Origin of the sequence: Paenibacillus methanolicus, assembly GCF_008124765.1 — a bacterium.
Classification (GTDB): Bacteria; Bacillota; Bacilli; order Paenibacillales; family Paenibacillaceae; genus Paenibacillus_Z; species Paenibacillus_Z methanolicus.
In genome coordinates this window covers 18,043-37,178 of sequence record NZ_VNHS01000004.1, presented here as the reverse complement: position 1 = coordinate 37,178, position 19,136 = coordinate 18,043, and the positions used below count along the sequence as shown (strand labels likewise).

At 54.2% G+C, this 19,136-nt stretch carries 20 protein-coding genes and 2 tRNA genes; 3 read left to right on the top strand and 19 right to left on the bottom strand.

Going from position 1 to position 19,136, the window contains the following annotated elements; genetic code table 11:
- Positions 1-32: 32 nt before the first annotated feature.
- From rplI to BCM02_RS11790, 6 genes are all read right to left on the bottom strand, one after another.
- Positions 33-476: a 50S ribosomal protein L9 gene (gene rplI, locus BCM02_RS11815; protein ID WP_148929307.1), complete on the bottom strand. Its 444-nt coding sequence runs from the start codon at positions 474-476 to the stop codon at positions 33-35.
- Entirely contained in the window at positions 473-2,434 is a 1,962-nt protein-coding gene (locus tag BCM02_RS11810; protein ID WP_148929306.1) for a DHH family phosphoesterase, read from the bottom strand. Before BCM02_RS11810 ends, rplI begins: the two co-directional genes overlap by 4 nt.
- A gap of 19 nt (positions 2,435-2,453) precedes the next feature.
- Complete coding sequence (locus BCM02_RS11805) at positions 2,454-3,356, bottom strand: DUF2232 domain-containing protein (RefSeq protein WP_148929305.1); 903 nt, start codon at positions 3,354-3,356, stop codon at positions 2,454-2,456.
- Between the two features lie 434 nt (positions 3,357-3,790).
- Complete coding sequence (locus tag BCM02_RS11800; RefSeq protein WP_246183342.1) at positions 3,791-5,845, bottom strand: amidohydrolase family protein; 2,055 nt, start codon at positions 5,843-5,845, stop codon at positions 3,791-3,793.
- A 128-nt stretch (positions 5,846-5,973) separates the two neighbouring features.
- Positions 5,974-6,411, bottom strand: a complete 438-nt coding sequence (locus BCM02_RS11795) for a CBS domain-containing protein (RefSeq protein ID WP_148929304.1) — start codon at positions 6,409-6,411, stop codon at positions 5,974-5,976.
- A gap of 177 nt (positions 6,412-6,588) precedes the next feature.
- Entirely contained in the window at positions 6,589-7,701 is a 1,113-nt protein-coding gene (locus BCM02_RS11790; RefSeq protein WP_148929303.1) for an LCP family protein, read from the bottom strand.
- A 579-nt stretch (positions 7,702-8,280) separates the two neighbouring features.
- On the opposite strand from BCM02_RS11790, the gene BCM02_RS11785 reads away from it, so the two are divergent.
- Positions 8,281-8,628 (top strand): DUF4870 domain-containing protein, encoded by a 348-nt coding sequence (locus BCM02_RS11785; RefSeq protein ID WP_148929302.1) that lies wholly within the window; start codon positions 8,281-8,283, stop codon positions 8,626-8,628.
- A gap of 166 nt (positions 8,629-8,794) precedes the next feature.
- Here the strand turns inward: BCM02_RS11785 and rpsR are convergent, their stop codons facing one another.
- From rpsR to rpsF, 3 genes are read right to left on the bottom strand one after another with little or no spacing between them, the layout of a single operon-like run.
- Positions 8,795-9,073, bottom strand: coding sequence for a 30S ribosomal protein S18 (gene rpsR / locus BCM02_RS11780; RefSeq protein WP_148929301.1), 279 nt, complete (start codon positions 9,071-9,073; stop codon positions 8,795-8,797).
- An 18-nt stretch (positions 9,074-9,091) separates the two neighbouring features.
- The gene (gene ssb / locus BCM02_RS11775; protein WP_148929300.1) at positions 9,092-9,649 is read right to left on the bottom strand and encodes a single-stranded DNA-binding protein; all 558 of its coding nucleotides are present in this window, start codon (positions 9,647-9,649) and stop codon (positions 9,092-9,094) included.
- A 45-nt stretch (positions 9,650-9,694) separates the two neighbouring features.
- Positions 9,695-9,979 carry a 30S ribosomal protein S6 gene (rpsF, locus tag BCM02_RS11770; protein ID WP_148929299.1) on the bottom strand — a complete coding sequence of 95 codons (285 nt, stop codon included), beginning with the start codon at positions 9,977-9,979 and terminating at the stop codon, positions 9,695-9,697.
- A gap of 247 nt (positions 9,980-10,226) precedes the next feature.
- Here rpsF and BCM02_RS11765 point away from each other — a divergent pair, with 247 nt between their 5' ends.
- Entirely contained in the window at positions 10,227-10,415 is a 189-nt protein-coding gene (locus tag BCM02_RS11765) for a YjzC family protein (RefSeq protein WP_148929298.1), read from the top strand.
- A gap of 553 nt (positions 10,416-10,968) precedes the next feature.
- On the opposite strand, the gene BCM02_RS11760 is transcribed toward BCM02_RS11765, so the two are convergent.
- The 4 genes from BCM02_RS11760 to BCM02_RS11745 form a co-directional block, all read right to left on the bottom strand.
- A tRNA-Ser gene (locus tag BCM02_RS11760) sits at positions 10,969-11,059 on the bottom strand.
- Between the two features lie 420 nt (positions 11,060-11,479).
- A tRNA-Ser gene (locus BCM02_RS11755) sits at positions 11,480-11,567 on the bottom strand.
- 65 nt (positions 11,568-11,632) lie between these two features.
- Positions 11,633-11,863, bottom strand: a complete 231-nt coding sequence (locus BCM02_RS11750; protein WP_148929297.1) for a DUF951 domain-containing protein — start codon at positions 11,861-11,863, stop codon at positions 11,633-11,635.
- 52 nt (positions 11,864-11,915) lie between these two features.
- The gene (locus tag BCM02_RS11745; protein WP_148929296.1) at positions 11,916-12,158 is read right to left on the bottom strand and encodes a putative Se/S carrier protein; all 243 of its coding nucleotides are present in this window, start codon (positions 12,156-12,158) and stop codon (positions 11,916-11,918) included.
- 182 nt (positions 12,159-12,340) lie between these two features.
- On the opposite strand from BCM02_RS11745, the gene yyaC reads away from it, so the two are divergent.
- Positions 12,341-12,928 (top strand): spore protease YyaC, encoded by a 588-nt coding sequence (gene yyaC / locus BCM02_RS11740; RefSeq protein WP_148929295.1) that lies wholly within the window; start codon positions 12,341-12,343, stop codon positions 12,926-12,928.
- On the opposite strand, the gene BCM02_RS11735 is transcribed toward yyaC, so the two are convergent.
- From BCM02_RS11735 to rsmG, 6 genes are all read right to left on the bottom strand, one after another.
- A complete protein-coding gene (locus tag BCM02_RS11735; RefSeq protein WP_148929689.1) occupies positions 12,903-13,394 on the bottom strand; it encodes a DUF4446 family protein in 492 nt (163 codons plus the stop codon). The two genes, yyaC and BCM02_RS11735, sit on opposite strands and share 26 nt — an antisense overlap.
- A 28-nt stretch (positions 13,395-13,422) precedes the next feature.
- A complete protein-coding gene (locus tag BCM02_RS11730; protein ID WP_148929294.1) occupies positions 13,423-14,598 on the bottom strand; it encodes an aminotransferase class V-fold PLP-dependent enzyme in 1,176 nt (391 codons plus the stop codon).
- A 127-nt stretch (positions 14,599-14,725) separates the two neighbouring features.
- Positions 14,726-15,577: a ParB/RepB/Spo0J family partition protein gene (locus tag BCM02_RS11725; RefSeq protein ID WP_148929293.1), complete on the bottom strand. Its 852-nt coding sequence runs from the start codon at positions 15,575-15,577 to the stop codon at positions 14,726-14,728.
- Positions 15,558-16,331 carry a ParA family protein gene (locus BCM02_RS11720; protein ID WP_148929292.1) on the bottom strand — a complete coding sequence of 258 codons (774 nt, stop codon included), beginning with the start codon at positions 16,329-16,331 and terminating at the stop codon, positions 15,558-15,560. The genes BCM02_RS11725 and BCM02_RS11720 overlap by 20 nt, the downstream gene beginning before the upstream one ends.
- A gap of 818 nt (positions 16,332-17,149) precedes the next feature.
- The gene (noc, locus tag BCM02_RS11715; protein ID WP_148929291.1) at positions 17,150-17,983 is read right to left on the bottom strand and encodes a nucleoid occlusion protein; all 834 of its coding nucleotides are present in this window, start codon (positions 17,981-17,983) and stop codon (positions 17,150-17,152) included.
- Between the two features lie 428 nt (positions 17,984-18,411).
- Positions 18,412-19,134 carry a 16S rRNA (guanine(527)-N(7))-methyltransferase RsmG gene (gene rsmG, locus BCM02_RS11710; protein WP_148929290.1) on the bottom strand — a complete coding sequence of 241 codons (723 nt, stop codon included), beginning with the start codon at positions 19,132-19,134 and terminating at the stop codon, positions 18,412-18,414.
- Positions 19,135-19,136 lie beyond the last annotated feature (2 nt).

Genomic DNA, 19,136 nt, shown 5'->3' with positions numbered 1-19,136 from the left:
GTTTTCGCTTGTCTCCTTTACCCACTGTAGTATTATTCTTCAACCGTCTGCACTTTAAGCGTTGCTTTGACTTCCGGATGCAATTTGACCGGCACGTTCGTGTAGCCAAGCGCGCGAATCGGCTCATCCAGCTCGATTTTGCGCTTGTCGATCTTGTGACCTTGCTTCTCAAGCGCTTCGGCGATCTGCTTGCTCGTGACGGAGCCGAACAGGCGGCCGTCCGCGCCGGACTTCGTCTTGACGACGACCGTGATCGCCTCGAGCTTCGCGGCGAACGCCTGCGCGTCTTCTTTTTCCTTCTCCTTGCGCTTCACTTCGGCTGCCTTCTGGATATCCAGCGTTTTCAGGTTGCCATCCGATGCGGCTTTGACGAGCCCTTTCGGCAGCAAGAAATTGCGCACGTAACCTTCCGATACTTCCTTTACTTCGCCTTTCTTGCCCTGCCCTTTGACGTCTTGCAAAAAGATTACTTTCATTCGAATAACCCCTCTTCCTCTTCAATATCGCGAAGCACCTGCTTTAATTTGTGGGCCACCTCGGAGACGGAGCCTTCCAGCTGCGCGGCCGCGTTGGTCAGATGACCGCCGCCGCCCATCCGTTCCATGACGATCTGGACGTTCATATGACCGAGCGACCGGGCGCTGACTCCGATCAGGCCGTCCTGACGCTCGCCAATGACGAACGAGGCCAGCACGTCGGTCATGTTCAGCAGCGTGTCCGCGGACTGCGCGATCAGCAGCTGCGAATATTTGCGCCCTGGCTCCGTGACGGCGATCGCCACATGCTCATACAGAATCTCGGCATGTTTGATCATCTCCGCCTTCTTGATGTATTCGGCCAGGTCTTCCTTGAGCATCTTCTGGATCATCGTCGTATCCGCGCCGCTGCGGCGCAGGAACGAGGCCGCCTCGAACGTGCGGGAGCCGGTGCGAAGCGAGAAGCTCTTCGTGTCCACCGTAATGCCCGCCAGCAGCGCCGTCGACTCGCGCACGTCGAGCACGACGCGGTCATGGATGTATTGCAGCAGCTCCGTGACCAGCTCGCACGTAGAGGATGCGTACGGCTCCATGTAGACGAGAATGGCGTTGTTGATAAACTCCTCGCCGCGGCGGTGATGGTCGATGACGACGATTTTGCCCGCCTGCTGCAGCAGCTTCGGCTCCTTCACCATCGACGCCTTATGCGTGTCGACGACGACGACGAGCGTGCCCGCTTCGATCAGGCCGAGCGCTTGTTCAGGCGAGACGAACCGCTTGAACAGCTTCTCGTCTTCCTTCAAATTCTCCATCATCTTCTGGATGGCCGGATTGATCCCTTCCAGCACGATGTGGGCATCCTTATGGAAGAGCTGCGCGGCTTTCAGCACGCCGATGGCGGCGCCGATCGCGTCCATGTCCGGCATTTTGTGCCCCATGATGACGATGTTGTCGCATTCCTTGATGAGGTCGCGCAGGGCGTGGGCCACGACGCGCGCGCGGACGCGGGTGCGTTTCTCCACCGCGTTGGACTTGCCGCCGTAGAACGTCTGCCGCTGTCCGACCTTCACCGCTGCCTGGTCGCCGCCGCGGCCGAGCGCGATATCCAGGCTCGTCTGCGCCCACTGCCCCAGCTCGACGATCGTCTCCGCGCCGGCGGCGAAGCCGATGCTGAGCGTCATCGGGATTTTCTGATCGGCGGTCATCTCGCGCACTTCGTCGAGCAGCACGAACCGGGACAGCTCGAGCTGTTTCAGCGTCCGTTGGTCGGTAATCACGAGATACCGATCGCTCGTCAGACGCTTCAGATACACCTGGAATTTCTGCGACCATTCCGTAATCTCGGCCGTGACCTTGGAGAGGAGTTGGCTACGCTGCTGGTCATCCATCCCCTGCGTCACTTCCTCCAGATTATCCATCATGACGATGCCGATCGCCAGCTTCTCGTCCTCGTAGCGTCTGGCCAACTCCCAGCGCTGCGTAATATTGCGGACATACAGCAGCCGTTCCTCGAAGCGGAACATCAGCTCGTACACTTCTTGGCCGATGACCGCTTCCACGGTGCCTTCCTTGTCCTTGGCCTGCGCCAGCATCGGGAACAGGTCGGTAAGCGACTCGCCGACGACCGAGTCCCGCTCCAGCATGTGCGTCACGAACGAGTTGTGCCATTCGACCGTCTTCTCCTCGTTGTAGAGGATAATGCCGAACGGCAATTCGCTGATAACCTCGCTGCCGGCTTTCTTCACCCGGTACGAGAGCGTGCCCAGATAGGTCTTCAGATCGCGCCGGAACGCGCGCTCCGCCATCCAGGAGTAGACGCCCACGGCGCCGGACAGCAGCAAGCCGACAAGGCCCAGCTTCCATTCGTACCACGCCACGGCGACCGTGAGCAGCAGCATGAGCACGAATGCCCATAGATGGTGCATCCCGTGCCAGCGTTTAATCAAAAACTTCGGCATCTTCACTTCGCCCCTGTACTTACGGTTTCTTGAACGCTGCGCGGATGGGGAATGCGGCATCGAATACCCCAATCAAGCTGAGCGGAGGAAAAGCCACGACGAGCGCTCCAAGCAGAATCGGCACGACTCTGCTCCAGCCCCGTTGATGGGCCACATAAAAGAAAAACCCGATCGCTTGAATCGTAAACGCGAGCCGCATGAGCGGTACGAGGTTCAGCAGTGCCACCGTCAGAAAAGAATCGCCCTGATCGGGAACGACCATGTCGGCGAACAGCACGATCAAATAATAAAACACCATAAGGCGCGGAAGCATCCATTCGCGCGCCTTCTGCAAGCCGGGAACCTCGATTCCCGATGCGCGCAGCAGCGGCCGTGCGATGGCGTGCGTAATGACCGCATACAGGAACGCCACCGTGATCATCGTCATCGGAATCGAATGAATCATCGTCTGAATGAACGCGTCCGTCATATCCGCGCCCCACGTTGCCGGCAGCAGCCCTTGCGCGTCCAGATCGCCCGTAGCCTGGAGAATGAGATCGCGGATCTCGGTCAGCAAGGACATATCGAACAACCGGTCCAGCAGCACCAGTTCGAGCATCAGCTCCGCGAGAAGCGTCAGCAACGTCGCGGTGACGACTTTGCGCGCCGGAGCGCCCTTCCGGTACAGATGCCCCATCACGATGGCCGGCACCACGAAGAACAGCCCGACGATAAGCGCGGGCGGGCCCATAATCGCCAGCGCGATGCCGTATACGGCCCCCATATGAACGGCGAACATGGGCTTCGATAAGGTCGCATACAACAGAACCGCGGGAACCAACATCACGGCCAGCGCAAGCGCGTTCAGCAGCGGAACGGCGACGGCGAGCAGCAGCGCCAGCAGGAGCGCGCTCCATAACAAAGATTTCATGCCGGTTCTCAAGCCCGTTCACCTCTTGCAGGATGAAGTTGTATGCCTAAACTGTAGTCCTCATTATAACATAAAACATCAGGCAACTAGAATGGTGCCTGTTGGGCCGCTAACCAGCGGTCTAGGCCGCCTTTGCTTTAGTCTATTACCCGCATGACCAGCTAAGACGCATGGCTTGCCGATGTGAGCAGCGAAGAAGCGCTGCGAGACTCGCGGCAGAAGGACGCCCCCGTTGCCGGAAGCGCCTTCGCCTAAACATGAAGCCGACACCCTTGCAAGAGGCCGGCGTTTCGGCGCTGCTACGCAACGGGTCTATTCCCAACATCGCCACGCGCTCCAATGAGCCGTGGTCCTTATGGACGCCATGCAAAAACGCCCCCATTGCCGGGAGCGTCTCTTGCTTTGCCTATGGGACCGATCCGCGCGCTATCGGGGTCGGTTAGCCGTTATTCGATCGTCCAGGCATCGCCGTCGTTCTCGGCGGCAAGGCCGAGCGTTGTCAGGAACGACACCGGCGCGAATTCGCGCTTGCCGATCGACAGCAACTCGCTGCTTGCTTCGCCCGATACGACGCGGTAGCCGCGTTCGAGCATCAGCTCGCCGTTCTTCGGCATCTGGCCTGCCGTGCCGGCCGTCTGACCGCCTTCGCCCTTCGCCAAGGCGAATGTCTTGGTCACTTCGTCCCACGTCAGCGTATACCCGTGTTCCGCGAGCGCCTCGACGTCCACATAGCTGGCTTGATTATAGCTTAGCACCGGATAGCTTGCGCCTTCCCACTGCAGCGTGCCGGCCGCCGTATTCGCGCCGACCCGCTGGAATTGGCTGCGCAGCGGTTCGCCCAGCCGCACCTTCTTGTTCATCGTGCCGTGGTCGAGCACGACCTGGCCCGCTACGAGCACGTAGTCGATGCCGGCCGACATGAGCTCCGGATTCTCGACCGTCGATTTATCGGTGACCGTATTCGGGTTGAAAATGACGATATCCGCGTCCATGCCTTTCGCGATGCGGCCCTTCTTGCGAAGCGCCGGCGCCTGCTTCTCCAGTCGCTGAGCCGGCATGAGAGACAGCTTGGCGATGCCGTCCATGAGCGACATGACCTTCTGATCGCGTACGTACATGCCGAGAGTGCGCGCGAACGTGCCCGACGCGCGCGGATGGTTATTGTTGCTCGGCTCCAGGATCGCGTCGCTGCCGATCATGACGAACGGCGCCTGGAACGCTTGTACGACCGCTTCTGCCGGAATGGCGTATGCAACCGCCAGCTTGCCTTCCTTCTGATACTTGGCGAAGCTCTCTTTCGTCAGACGTTCCGTCGTGCCGGCGATCTGAAGATCGTCGTAAGAAATACGGAACCGCTCCTGCCAGCCTTCGTCGAAGCGAGCGGAGTTCAGGTACGTCCCCCAATAATCATACGGGTACACGCATGCCGTAATATCGTAGCCTTCCGCACGGGCCTTCTCGATCATGCCGAGCGCCTCCTGCATGGAGAACGTGCCGCCCGTACTGTTGATATGGTCGATATGTACCGCTGCGCCCGTCTTCTCGCCGTAGTCGATCAGCTCCTGCGTCCCTTCCAGCTCCGTGCCCGGCGCCTCGGCGTCGGAATAGCGGCCATGGAAGTATACCGGCACATTGTATTCGTTGGCGAGTTCCATAAGCGAGATAATCTCCTCCGCGGAGATGCCCGGCACGTATTCGAGACTGAACGAGATGCCGAGCGCCCCGTTGTTCAGCGCTTCTTCCGCCTGCTCGCGCAGCTTCGCGATCTGCTCGGGCTTGGCCGCGTCGTAGCGGCTCAACTTGAACTGATTCCGCGCTTGCGTGTAGAAATAGGACGCGCCGAAGTGAACCGGCGGCATATCGCGCTCGTAATGCGCATACCACGCCTTCGGCGTCGACGTACCGCCATGCATCGCGATATTGCTCGTCACGCCGTCGCCGATCTTCTGCCAGACGCCGAGCGGATTCGGGTCGTACGACAGGTTATCGATGAAGCCCGGCGAGACCACCAGTCCCTTGGCGTCGATCGTCTTCTTGCCCTTGAGCGTCTTGGACGTCACGACGCCGACCGTGCCGTCCGTTACGCCGACATTGAGTCCTTCCTGATCCAGCTTCGTCTCCGGGTTGATGACGCGCCCGCCGGTAATGACGATATCATATTCCTTCGCCAAGTCCGCCTCCGTGACGGTCGCCTCCAACAGCTCCGCCGGCGTCTGTTCCGGCTTGTCCGTCGCTTCGCCTTCACCCTCGCCGGCATTCTCGCCCCCGCTGCCTGGAGCGTTGGTTCCGCCGGCTTGCCCATTATTGGCGTCTTCCGCGTTACCGCCGGTGCCGCCATTACCGGACCCTTGCTCCACGGTATTCCCCGGCGATTGCGAGTCCTCTTGCGTCATCGAGTAAGCCAAATAGCCCGCGAATCCGAGCACGAGGACGATGGCGATCACCATAATACCCCGCATCGACCCGCGTCCCCGCTTGTTTCGATCCTGCCTGCTGCTCATTCCCTACGCCTCCTACATGTAGAAGGGCCGTCCCCTTGGGAGGACGGCCCTTTGCTATTGCTTTGGTTTGCCACGCTTCCAACCGTTTCCTTAATCGTACTACGTCGCTGCGCAATTCGCAAACGCGTTTAACCGGCGGCGATCTCCTTCATCTCCGCCCCGCCGCTCACGATCAGCTTCTCGCAGTAGTCGATAATGTCGCTTCGTCTCACGATGCCGATGAACCGGTTCATGTCGTCGATCACGGGGACGAAGTTCTGCAGCTTCGCCAGCGACACCAAGTCTTCCATATTGGCGTCGATGCGCACCGCGCGGTGCGCCAGCCGAAGCTGGACATCGGATAGCTTCACCCGGTGCGTCTGTTCGAATGTCAGTTCCGGGTTGTTCTTCATATACCATAATAGATCGCCTTCCGTCACGGTGCCCGCGTAGCAGCCGTCGCGATCGAGAATCGGCACCGACGTGTACCGGTGATGCTCCATCCGCTCCAGCGTTTGCCTCAGCGTCGCTTCGGTCGAGAGGCAGACGACTTCTTGTTTCGGTAATAAGAAAAATGCAATATTCATCCAGATGATCTCCTACTCCCTAGTTTTGACCCCCTGGCGCGTGTCGCTCGCGGCTCTCTTGAAATATAGGAATTTATTTAGTTGTACGCTTATAAATCATCCTCTATTTCATATCGCGGAATGAAACGCGCTACGTCCTCAAAGACGGGGATAGCCGTTTCACCTTGTGCCAGCTGCTTACGGCGCAGCGGCCTCCGAAACCGCGGACGAGCGCACAGTCATTGTCGTCGCCGCGGTGTTCGCAGCCTTGCTCTTCTCATATTCCTCCGGCAGCGGCAGCTGGCTCTTGGTCAGCTTCGGGTCCAGCCAGGCCTCGATCAATGCGCCAACCGCATCCAGATCCGTTTCGTCCGCGAAGTAGTACCACGCGCCGCCTTTCGATTTCCGGTGGCCGTCTCCTTTTAGCGTGTGGCTATAAATCGTGCGCGTCTCGGTCTGCAGCATGCTTTTGGCCAAATTGATCATCTGCGTGGAGGTTAAATCAGTGCTGAAGTTATGACCCATAATATCGATAAGTTCCGGAATTTTCGTCCATTGCCCGACTTTCGAGGCCTTCTCCATGATCGCGTTCAAGAAAATCTGATGCCGGCCGGTCCGGCTCATATCGCCGCCCGCATCCTCCCGATAACGGACATAGTTGAGCGCGTCCTTGCCGTTGTACTTGTCTTGCCCGGCTTTTACCACGAATTTCTCATGGTCTGCGTCGTCGTTGACCAAATCTTCGGTGATTGGCAGCGCAATGCCTCCCATGGCATCGATCACATCGCGGAATCCATTGAAATTAATGGTGGCGTAATGATCCACATGAGAGCCGAACAACTTCTCGACGGTTTCGACCGACATGGCCGGGCCGCCGAATGCGTAGGCATGGGTAATCTTGTCTTCCCACGGTTCGCCGTTCTTCTTCGTCTTCCCGACGATGATCGCGTACGTATCGCGCGGGATCGAGATCATGAGCATCGCTCCGTCGCTTGGACGCACGACCGTGTAAATCATCGTGTCCGATCGGCCGATCTCCTGATCGCGCTGATCAACGCCGAGCAGCAGCAGCGTGAACGGATCTTCCTTCTTCGTCTGCGCGACCCGCTTCACCTCGCGGCCCTCGAGCGGCTTGTAGGATTGATCGAGCTTCTTCTTCACCTGATCGGCCAAGAACAAGTCGAATCCCCAGGAAGCCAACGTCGCCCGGTTGACATAGCCGAGGGTGCCCGTCACAAGAACGAACGCCATCACCGCGGCCATCCACTTCCATTTGCGTGATTTGCGTTCTGGTTGGGGTTGTGTAGCCATGAATGGTTTACTCCTATCCCTTTATCTATATAAACGAACCACCTTTATTTTAAACGACGCAGCCGGACCGAAAGTTACAGTATGGTAACATTAGCCACTCCCCCTTCCCCCTCCGCCGAGGAGGCTCCAAAGGGCTTTGCCCTCTGGACTCCCTTTTTCGTGCTGGCGCACTTGTTCGCGGTCGGCGATTGGGTTTGAGCGGAGCACGCTTTTGTCCTGACGGACAAAGCTTCAGTCGGTTTAGAAGTCCGTCCTAAGACTTAAGCCTATCAACTATAGGCCCTAGTTTCATCGGACGTTTTTCCTTAACCTGACAGCATTGCCCTCTCCAAGGGCTTTGCCCTATGGACTCCCATTTCGTGCTGACCCGTGATGTAGCGGACGGCGGGTATTTTCGAGCGTAGCACGCTCTTGTCTTACAGACAAAGCTTACGTTAACAACGTTCTTGTCCCACGGATAAAGCTCCCTGGATTCCGCTGAATTTCCGCCCCTTGCCCCCACCTGTACAACCTGGGCATAGTTTGCCTGAATGCCGAATAAGTAACACTAGGACATAATCGGGAAGGAGATCCTTGTCTATGCAGCCATATATGCCTGACCGCTCATCGACCGGGCTCGATCCGCGGCTCGTTGGATTGCTTTGTTACTTCGGCCTTTGCGTCACCGGCATGCTATTCTTGGTCATTGAACGTCAAAGCCGCTTCGTCAAATTTCATGCGCTGCAATCGATTATGGTCGCCGCGGCCATGATGATCATCAATATTGTGCTCGGCCTGCTCCCGTTTATCGGCTGGATTCTTGGCATATTCTTCGCGCCGCTGTGCTTCATCTTATGGGTGGCCATGATGGTGCTCGCCATGCAGGGGCGCTGGTTCAAGCTGCCGGTTATCGGAGAGTTCGCCGAGCGGCAGTCGCAGCTGTTTTAATGAGCTCGGCGTTAACGCGCCTTTCCTCCTCCTCCGCACAACGGCGGTTACTTTCGAGCGCACGCATCTGTCTTTCGGCATGCATACGAGCAAAACAAAAACAGCCGACATCGCTGTCGGCTGTTTCCTGGTATATCGTCCAGCGTACCGAAGTACGCGTGTCCTACTATTCCGTTGTGTAAGGGAGCAGCGCCACTTGACGCGAACGCTTGATAGCGATCGTCAGCAGACGTTGGTATTTCGCGCTTGTTCCGGTTACACGGCGAGGCAAAATTTTACCGCGCTCGCTGATAAATTTACGGAGCAGGTCCGTATCTTTATAGTCGATGTGCGTGATTTTGTTAGCCGTGAAGAAGCATACTTTACGACGCTTGTTACGGCCTTTGCGACCGCCGAACTTGCGCTCTGGACGCTCGTCGCCGCCTTCTCTTTGCTTGAAGCTCATCTGTATCCGTCCTTTCAGTTAGAATGGCAAATCATCTTCGGAAATGTCGATCGGACGTCCGTCATCCGAGAACGGATCACGACTGTCGTTCCGTGATGACCCTCCGGAACCTCCGGACCGGCCACCGCCTCCGCCGTAAGAACCTCCGCCACTACCGCCGCTTTGACCGCCGCCACCTTGGCTTCCGCCATAGTTGCCGCCGCCTCCGCCTTGGTTTCCGCCGCCGTAGCCGCCCGATTCTTCGCGTTGTCCACCTTCGCGGTTGGATTCCAAGAAACGCACGTTATCGGCAATAACTTCCGTCACGTAGACGCGCTTGCCTTCGTTGTTCTCGTAGTTCCGTACCTGAATACGGCCTTCCACCGCCGCAAGACGGCCTTTACGCAAATAATTCGCGCACAGCTCAGCCAGCTGACGCCATGTTACCACGGGTATGAAATCCGCTTCCCGCTCGCCGCCGCTTTGGAACGGACGGTCTACGGCCAGCGTGAATTGCGTTACCGCAACGCCTGCTGGTGTATAGCGCATTTCGGGATCTCTTGTTAATCGGCCGATTAGAATAACACGGTTCAACATCGACTTTCGCCTCCAATCGAACATTCCTTGCGTGAGTTAGACATCTTAAGCAACGTCTTTGACAACCAAGAAACGGATAACTTCATCCGTAATCTTCATGACGCGGTCAAGTTCAGCGACAACAGCCGGCGTGGCGTTGAAATGAACGAGGACATAGATACCGTCACGAATCTTGTTGATCTCATACGCAAGGCGGCGCTTACCCAGCACGTCGTGCTTCGTAACTTCTCCGCCGTTCGAGATGATTGCTTGGAACTTGTCGGTCAAAGCTTGTACCGCTTCTTGTTCCACATCTGGACGAATGATGTACATCACTTCATATTTGCGCATTTCGATTCACCTCCTTTTGGACTAACGGCCCCCTCGAGAGGGAGCAAGGAGCGAGTAATTTCTCGCAAGTAATTTCTCGCATACCATAACACTATACCAGAGTCGCCTATCCGTTGACAAGTGAAACCATGCATTCGAGCGCCTGGCTCTTTCTCCCGCTTATGTTCGCTCGCGTCGATACATACACTAAGCGTCGGCTCCGCATCCGCGGGCCGTTGACCATTATTCGCTTTGGAGGCTGATAACGATGGGTGAATGGACCGAATTCCGGCCTGGCGACCGGGCACCGAACGAAGGTACGTATATTGAGATCGGCGAGAACTCGTACCATATGGGCGTCACGAATCCGCAGAAAGTCCATTTGGATAAAGGCGAGCGTTTCCCGGAAACGTCGAACGATGGGCGCAAGTGGAAACGACTGCATCATAATCACTAGTTGCAGCCCGTTGCATAAAACGAAGCTCGAACGCGCATTCTATTCTTGACGGTGTGAAGAGAGGCGTGGTTCCGTTGAACGCGAATGCGCAAGGACCGCAGTGTGATTTTGTCCACGAATAGCCGATTACGAAGAAGCGAGGGGTTGTGCCAAAGACCAGCGTCCGTAACACAAGCACATCGGGGTAACCGATGACCGTGGTTTCAGAAGAAGACGTTATAGTGATGACGAATTACAATCGATCAACCACCGTCGGAAAAGGACTCGCAAGAGTCCTTTTTTCGTTGGCCGCGGCTTCTCATCGTCTGCGCCGCCATTTGGATGGTTCCGGCGTCCTTCCTATCCCCCAGTAGAAAATCACGTCCAATACCCTCTTCCTCTTCCCTAGAACGTATGCCTTTACAATACTCATTCGTCAGCTCTAAGTTTGTTGCTTTCTTATTGGTTGACCGACAGGCTCTCATCCAATGATGCAGCTCATGGCGCCTACAGTCACACGACTAAGCAAAGACACAAAAAAAACGACTCCCTCGGAGTCGTCGTCTGTTATGTATGGCGGAGAGAGTGGGATTCGAACCCACGCACGCTTTGACACGCCTAGCTGATTTCGAGTCAGCCCCCTTGGGCCTCTTGGGTACCTCTCCATGAGTAATCAACACCATGTATTTTATCACAAAAGCTGAATGGTATGCAAACGGAAACAGATGGTGAACCGACGCTCGGACACCCTTGGGCATCGAACCGGTTCGAAATTTCGCCACCTGATCTTATCCTTTCGAGACCACGAACTTCGGTGAATTCGACTTGGGCTTACTGCTAATTGCAGTTCCCCGCTTACTTTAAATACAACCTTTCGTGCTCTGCTGCCCCTATCTTACTGCCCATTACATGATACCAATGGCTTCAAACGGGTAACGCCGAATTGGAGCATCCAGTTCTCCCGGCAGCGTTTCTGCTTCCTATTTACGCTCGATTTCCACTCCCTATGATGGGGCGATTATGGGCCAGAAATAACAAAACCTCCTGCATCATCTGCAGGAGGCGTTATTGGAGTAATTAGAGAACGGAGAGAGTGGGATTCGAACCCACGCACGCTTTGACACGCCTAGCTGATTTCGAGTCAGCCCCCTTGGGCCTCTTGGGTACCTCTCCAATTAGTCAACGAAGTTCATTGTAGCATAGGGCTTGGACGATTGCAAGCGGTACCCGTAAAAAAATTAGATCCCGCCTTCAGCCTGCGTTTCTCCGGCTTCCGCGGCTTTCGATCGAAGCACCTTCTTCATATTCTTCTCGAACTTTAACCGCGGGATGAGCACGCTATGCTTGCATCCGACGCATTTAATCCGAATATCCATTCCCATTCGGATGATCTCCATCTCGTTCGTGCCGCAAGGATGAGGCTTCTTCATCTGGACGATATCGCCGAGTTCAAATTGTTTCCGTTCCAATCGCTTCCGCCCCTCTTTCCCGATCAGGACGCCTTGTCCTTCGATATCCCCATTATACGATGACCGGCTCGTAACCTCCACCTGCTAATGGACGAAATATGCCGCGAATTTCAACTTTTTCTTGGACCAGCACCGTTCGGACGGTCGTCAGATCGTCTTGGGGAAAATGAATCGATAACGCGCAGCCCGCGGTGATCTCTTTAGGCGTTGGACAAATATCTATTTCTACGTCGGCGTATTCTAGCAGCATTTCCGCCCGAAGCGCTTGTTGGGTCGAATCGAACGCAATCAGCATCCAGCCCCGCCTCCTTTATCATTTCTCGCATGCCGCAAGTATAAAATGGCTGTCTTATCCATATACTAGCTAGTAAATAAGCGAAGATCCTATCGACTCTCGGATCGCTCGCATCGATATCGTCATAGATTAATAGGGCCGACGCGCGGGCCATTGCTCACCATCAGGCGGGAGGGATTTCAATGAAGTTTTCAAGCAAGGACAATCCACTCAAGGTACCCTATTCGGAGCCCAACGTAACAGGTCTGCTCATTAATCGTATGGCTTATTTGCTGAGCGATGTGCCCGATCATGCGCGTATTGTCGTGGTGTGCGTTGGCACCGACCGTTCTACCGGCGATGCGCTTGGCCCCCTCGTCGGAACGGCCCTTAGCAAATATCGCAGCCGCTACTTTGATATTTACGGCACCTTGGAAGAACCCGTGCATGCTATGAACTTAGATGACACGCTACAGCGTATCAACAGACAAGTTCGTCATCCCTACGTCATCGGCATCGATGCATGCTTGGGACAAGTCTCGAGCGTCGGCAGCATTCAAGTCGGGACAGGCCCGGTCCGCCCCGGCGCCGGCGTGAATAAAGAACTGCCGCCCGTCGGCGACATCCATGTAACGGGCATCGTCAATGTGGGCGGCTTTATGGAATACTTCGTCTTGCAGAACACGAGGTTGCATCTTGTCATGCGAATGTCCGAAGTCATCGCGCACAGCCTCTTCTCGGCGATCGTGAAGTCGGTTCACCCGGCTATTCCCGCTTCAACGCAAGATTGATCGCCTTTTTCTCCTCCGGGGTTAGCGTATAGTCGGAATTGCCGTCTCGGATTGGTTTGGCGTACACGAATGTGTTCTCCCGATTGTGCAATCCGCTGAGGACGAGTCCTTCTTCCGTTTCGCTAAGAATAGCTAGCGAGAAGCTGAGGTCGCTGCCTCCGTCGGAGAACGCATTGTAACGATGAATGCCGACGTGCCCTTTCTGTTCTTTGACGAGGCGTTGCAGCTCTTCCACCTGCTGCTGCAGCGCGGCATGCTGCTGTTCCTGATGCGCCTGTTTTTCCTTCATTGCGATAATAATGTGTTCCAAATCCTCTATGCCCGACCCGCTCGTAAACTGCGTATAACTTTTGCGCAGTTTTTTTAATTTGCCGCCTAATGCGATTGACCGAATAACGAGGATCAAGACTACGATCGCCAGACCGATCGTTACCCCGTCCATTGGCTGCAAGTTCCATGCTTCCATCAATGTTTCTTCGCTCCCATTCCCTACTTCAACGATAGTGCTGTTTGATTTCTGCGATCGCCTCGACGAAGGCGTCTGCTTCCTGCTCCGTCGTGCCATACCCTACGCTAGCCCGAATGGCTCCCGTATCCGTCGTCCCGGCCATGCCGTGAGCAAGCGGCGTGCAATGGAATCCGGATCTTACGGCGATGTTGTAGTGTTGATCGAGAATAAAAGCCGTCTCCGACGGATCGATGCGATCCACCACGATCGATACGATGCCCGTCCGGTTTTGTCCTTGTTCAGGCCCGAGCACGCGCACGCCATCGATACGCAGTAATCCTTCGATCATGCGCTGGGTTAAGTCCCACTCCTTAGTATGTATCTTTTGCGGTGTCTCATTCAGCACGTAATGTACCCCTATTCTCAGACCCGCGATGCCCGGCGTGTTCGGCGTGCCGGCTTCATATCGATCAGGCCTCACCTGAGGCTGTTCAGGCGATTCGGATTGACTGCCTGTTCCGCCATGCATAAGCGGCACGGGATCGATCTGAGGCGATATATACAAGCCTCCGGTGCCTTGCGGCCCTAACAGTCCCTTGTGTCCCGGGAAAGCAAGTATATCGATCCCCATGGCATCTACGTCAATCTCCAGTGCCCCCGCGCTTTGAGCCGCATCCACGAGCAGCTTGGCGCTGCCATGCGCCCTCGTAATCTCGCCGATCTCCGCTACGGGCAGAATAGAACCCAGCAAGTTCGAACTATGGTTAACGGCAACTAGCCTCGTATTGGTGCGCAGCGCCTGTTTAACTTGATTCGGATCCAACTGTCCGCTCGCATCGGTCTCTAGATAGGTCACTTCCACGCCGAATGCCGCTTTCAAGTACTCCAACGGTCGTCGGATGGAATTATGCTCGACGGCCGTCGCGATTACATGATCCCCGGGTTGGACCATGCCTTTGATCGCCTGGTTCAGACCCATCGTCGTATTTAGCATGAATGCGATATCGTTGGGGTTGGCAATGTGGAACAATCTAGCCAATGCCTTACGGGTATCGAACAATACTCGGCTTGCCCGAACCGCCATCTTATGACTACCGCGACCAGGATTGGCTGCATCCTCCTCCATCGCTTTCGCCACCGCTTCTACTACGCCAGGTGCTTTCGGCCACGATGTCGCCGCATGATCCAGATAGATAAATGGTCTGTCTTGCCCCTCTGCCATATCGATTTCTCCTTTCCATGCTAACCGACCGTATTCGTTCTATACAATAATAGCACACAGCCTACAGCGAATCACGTGCTCGCTGCAACCGTGTGCTATGGTTCGCCTTACCGTCCATTCGGACGAATTAGGCCATTTGCTGCAGCAGCTCAAGCAGCCGCTCCAGGTCTTGTTTGTTGTAGTAGAGAAGCTCGATACGTCCCTTGTCTTTCTGCTGTTTAATCTTAACGGTCGTCTTAAACTGATCTCGCAACGATTCCTCAACTTGCTCGATGTAGGGATCGCGTCTTTTTAGAATCTGCTTCGTCTTCTCCGGCTCTACCTGCTGAGACAACTTCTGGATCGCTTCTTCAAGCTGTCGAACGCTCCACTCGTGCGTCATCGTCAGTTCAGCCAACTCTTTACGACGCGACTCTTCTTTCACGCCGACCAGCGCGCGCGCATGACCCATCGATAATGTTCCACGTGAAACATTTTCTTTGATCTGTTCCGGCAGCGTTAACAACCGCAGGAAGTTAGCAATGTGAGAACGAGACTTTCCGACCTTGAGCGACAGCTCTTCTTGTGTCAGATCGAATTTATCCATAAGCGCTTGATAGGCAAGCGCAAGCTCGATTGCGTTCAAATCCTCGCGCTGCAAGTTCTCGATCAAAGCAATCTCCATGACCTGTTGATCGGAGAAGTTGCGGACGACGGCCGGAATGGTACCATTACCGCATAACTGCGAGGCGCGGAAACGACGTTCACCGGCGATGATTTCAAACCCTTTTAGTACCGAACGGACAATAATCGGCTGAATAACGCCATGCTGCCGAATCGATTCCGCCAATTCTCTAATGGCATCTTCGTCAAATGTTTTACGTGGCTGATAAGGGTTCGGTCTAAGCTCCGTCAGGTTGACTTCAACGACCTTATCTTCATCGCTTACTGAAAGAGACGGAATAAGCGCATCAAGTCCTCTACCTAGCCGCTTGCTCATACATGATCACTTCCTTCGCGAGTTCAAGATAAACCTCGGCCCCTTTGGATCTCGGATCGTACGTGATAATGGCTTGTCCATGCGACGGCGCTTCGCTCAGACGAACGTTGCGCGGGATGATCGTTTGGTAGACCTTCTGTTGGAAATACTTCTTTACTTCTTCAATGACTTGAATACCGAGATTCGTGCGGGCATCCAACATGGTAAGCAGCACGCCTTCGATCTGGAGCGACGTGTTCAGATGCTTCTGCACAAGACGCACGGTATTGAGCAGCTGGCTAAGCCCCTCTAGGGCGTAATATTCGCACTGAATTGGAATGATCAATGAGTCCGAAGCAGTCAACGAATTGACGGTCAAAATGCCAAGTGACGGCGGGCAATCAATGAGAATATAATCGTATTGGCTCTTCACCTTTTTCAACGCGTTCTTCAGCTTCATTTCGCGCGAAATCGTCGACACCAACTCGATCTCCGCACCGGCAAGTTGAATCGTCGCAGGAATGATGCTCAATCCCTCGATTGCGGTTGCTACCGTTGCATCGTTCGGATGCACATCGTCAATCAGCACGTCATAAATACAATACTTCACGTCTGCCTTGTTGACGCCGATTCCGCTCGTCGTATTTCCTTGCGGATCAATGTCGACCAACAGCACTTTCTTGCCTAGCGTAGCAAGGCAGGCGCCCAGATTCACCGACGTTGTCGTTTTTCCGACACCGCCCTTCTGGTTGGATATCGCAATCGTTTTAGACAAAACCGTTCACCTCTAATGTTGATAGCTTGTTGAAACTCGTTCACTGTGTAATCGATAGATTCATTATAAGAGCTTACTCGGCCATGATCAATGAAACGTTGATTAATCGCTCATATATTTATATGTCGCCCAACTGGGAAAGGCATTGAATAGCGACTAACTACTAAACAGATTTACCGAAAAAGTCTCGCTTAAAGTTCAAATGACAAATGCAGCAGCACACTTAGCTATATCGAGGCCTCCGTGATTCACGCATGCCTTGGCGCATCATATCCAACCAATAGGAGGGAAGATCGCAAGCAGCAATAGCATTAGATTTGAAGTCAGATGCAGCTAACCAAAATAGAGCGTCTCCTAATGAAACATTGCAAACCGTACTAGCGTAGCGCCACCATTTAAGCTAGCGCATGCTTTATGGCGCGCTCCGATCGATGCTCTTGCACATCCATAAGATTGTTGTCCAAAAGGATTTTCCCATCACATACATTCATACGTCCATACCCATGGTCGTCACGCTTTGCTGCATTCATCTCCAACACGATCAGAAGTTGACGCGCAAACCGCCATTACCCGTCACCTCACGCCTCATACCCTCTACTTTGTTTCGCGAGAATATAAAAAACGTTCCGACCCCATGGATTTCAAGTTGCCGGAACATTCCTTCGCGCAATCGCGTTGTATGGTTGCGAAAAATGGCGATGCCGCCCTTCGTCAGGACGGCTGAACAGTGCCTAAAGGCGATATCACCTTATCATTTTCGCATATTTCTCGTTTTAAAAGCTACAAAATGAAAAAAGTTTAATGGCGGTTGCTGATCGCTACCCTTCACGAGATCGTTTTGGAATCTGAATGACGATTTCATAATGATCTTCAAAATCCTTTTCGTTCGTTTTAATCTGCAAGCCCGATTCGGTTACCATGTCGATCGATTGGCGAATCGTATTCAAAGCCAACCTAACGTCTTTAGTAAAGGAAACCCGTTTTGACTTTTTGGCTTTGGCGACTTCTTTATAGAACGCAACCCGAGCTTCGGTTTGCTTCACGTTCAATTCTTTGGCAACGACATCCTCCAGCACCTTCTGCTGAAGCTCGTCCGTATCCAGCGCCAACAGCGCACGCGCATGACGCTCCGTGATTTTGCGCTCAATTAGCGCGTTTTTCACCGCTTCGCCCAGGCCGAGCAAACGGATTTTATTGGCGATCGTCGACTGGCTCTTGCCCAGTCGCTGTGCAAGACTTTCTTGTGTTAACGAGTGGAGATCGATCAGTTTCTGATACGCAACCGCTTCCTCGATAGCCGTCAATCCTTCGCGCTGCAAATTCTCGATCAATGCAATCGAGGCAGCCTGCGAATCATTGAACTCCCGCACAATAGCAGGAATAGTGTCCAACCCAAGTTTTTTGACAGCCCGGTAACGACGCTCGCCCGCGATAATCTCATAGCGGTTGTTCCGAATCCGAACGACGATTGGCTGAATGACGCCGTGGGTCTTAATCGTTTGGCATAGCTCGTCGATCCGCTCGTCATCGAATATCGTCCGCGGCTGATAAGGGCTAGTATCGATATCGCCGATCGGTATTTGCTTCACTTCATCTTGGGCGCTCTTTGGATCTGAGGATAGACCAAATAAACGCGAAAATTGTTCTTTCATCTCGTCAACTACCACCCGAATTCAAAGTGCCAGAGAAATGCTTTCTCGATATATATTCTCTGGCTTCAAAATGATTTCCTGCTTGACAAGAAGCCTTGCCTCTTATTAGTCGGGAAAATGTTTCACGTGGAACATTACTCAAACATTATGCGTATCGGTCAAACAACTGTATGGAATCAAATTGCTACCAACTTCAAATGCGTCGCGTTAGTCGAATACCATAAGATCGACTTCATTCCATATGAATACAGGAACACATCCAGCCTCAACTTTATATGTAAAACGGAAGACAAGCGTGTTTCTTTCTGCTCGCCTGTCTTCCACATAGATATTTAGAATAGAACATGTTACTGAGCAGTGCATTTCTCGCATATCGCAATCTACCTACTCGTCAAAATCTCCTCGCGCTCAGATTCCCGTTTATAAAACTACTCAATCGGCTGCTTTAATGGCAACCCGGCTTTTCGAGGGTATTTCTTTGGCGTCGCATCCAATTTGTCCACGATGACGATATGGCGTTCCGACTGCTCGAACGGCAGTTGGAGATAATGCGTCGTCCGCACTTTGCCCCGGAGCTCGCTCAAACTTCGACTGGCTACTTGTAATTCTTCCTCTAGAGAAGCCCCTTTCATTGCGGCGAACGCACCGCCCTTCTTCGCGAAAGGCAGGCAAAACTCATTCAGCACGCTCATGCGCGCCACGGCCCGGGCGGTGACCAAATCATAACGATCTCGATGTTCCGGCTGTCTGGCGATATCTTCGGCTCGGCCATGCACGCACTTCACGTCCTTCAAGCCAAGTTCCTGCGCCACATGATTCAAGAACGATATGCGCTTGTTAAGCGAATCGACGATCGTTATTCGCAAATGAGGGAAACAAATTTTCAACGGAATGCTTGGGAATCCTGCCCCTGACCCGATATCCGCTATACTGCCGATCCCATTCATCGAAACATAGAAAGCAAGCGATACCGAATCATAAAAATGCTTCTCGTATACCGCTTCCCGCTCCGTAATGCCGGTTAAATTCATCTTCTCGTTCCATTCCACCAGCAGGCGAAAGTAGAGGTCGAACTGCCCTAACTGTTCCGCAGACAATTCGACCCCTTTCTCCGCCAGCAGGGAAGGGAACCACTGCGGCGTATCATTCATGA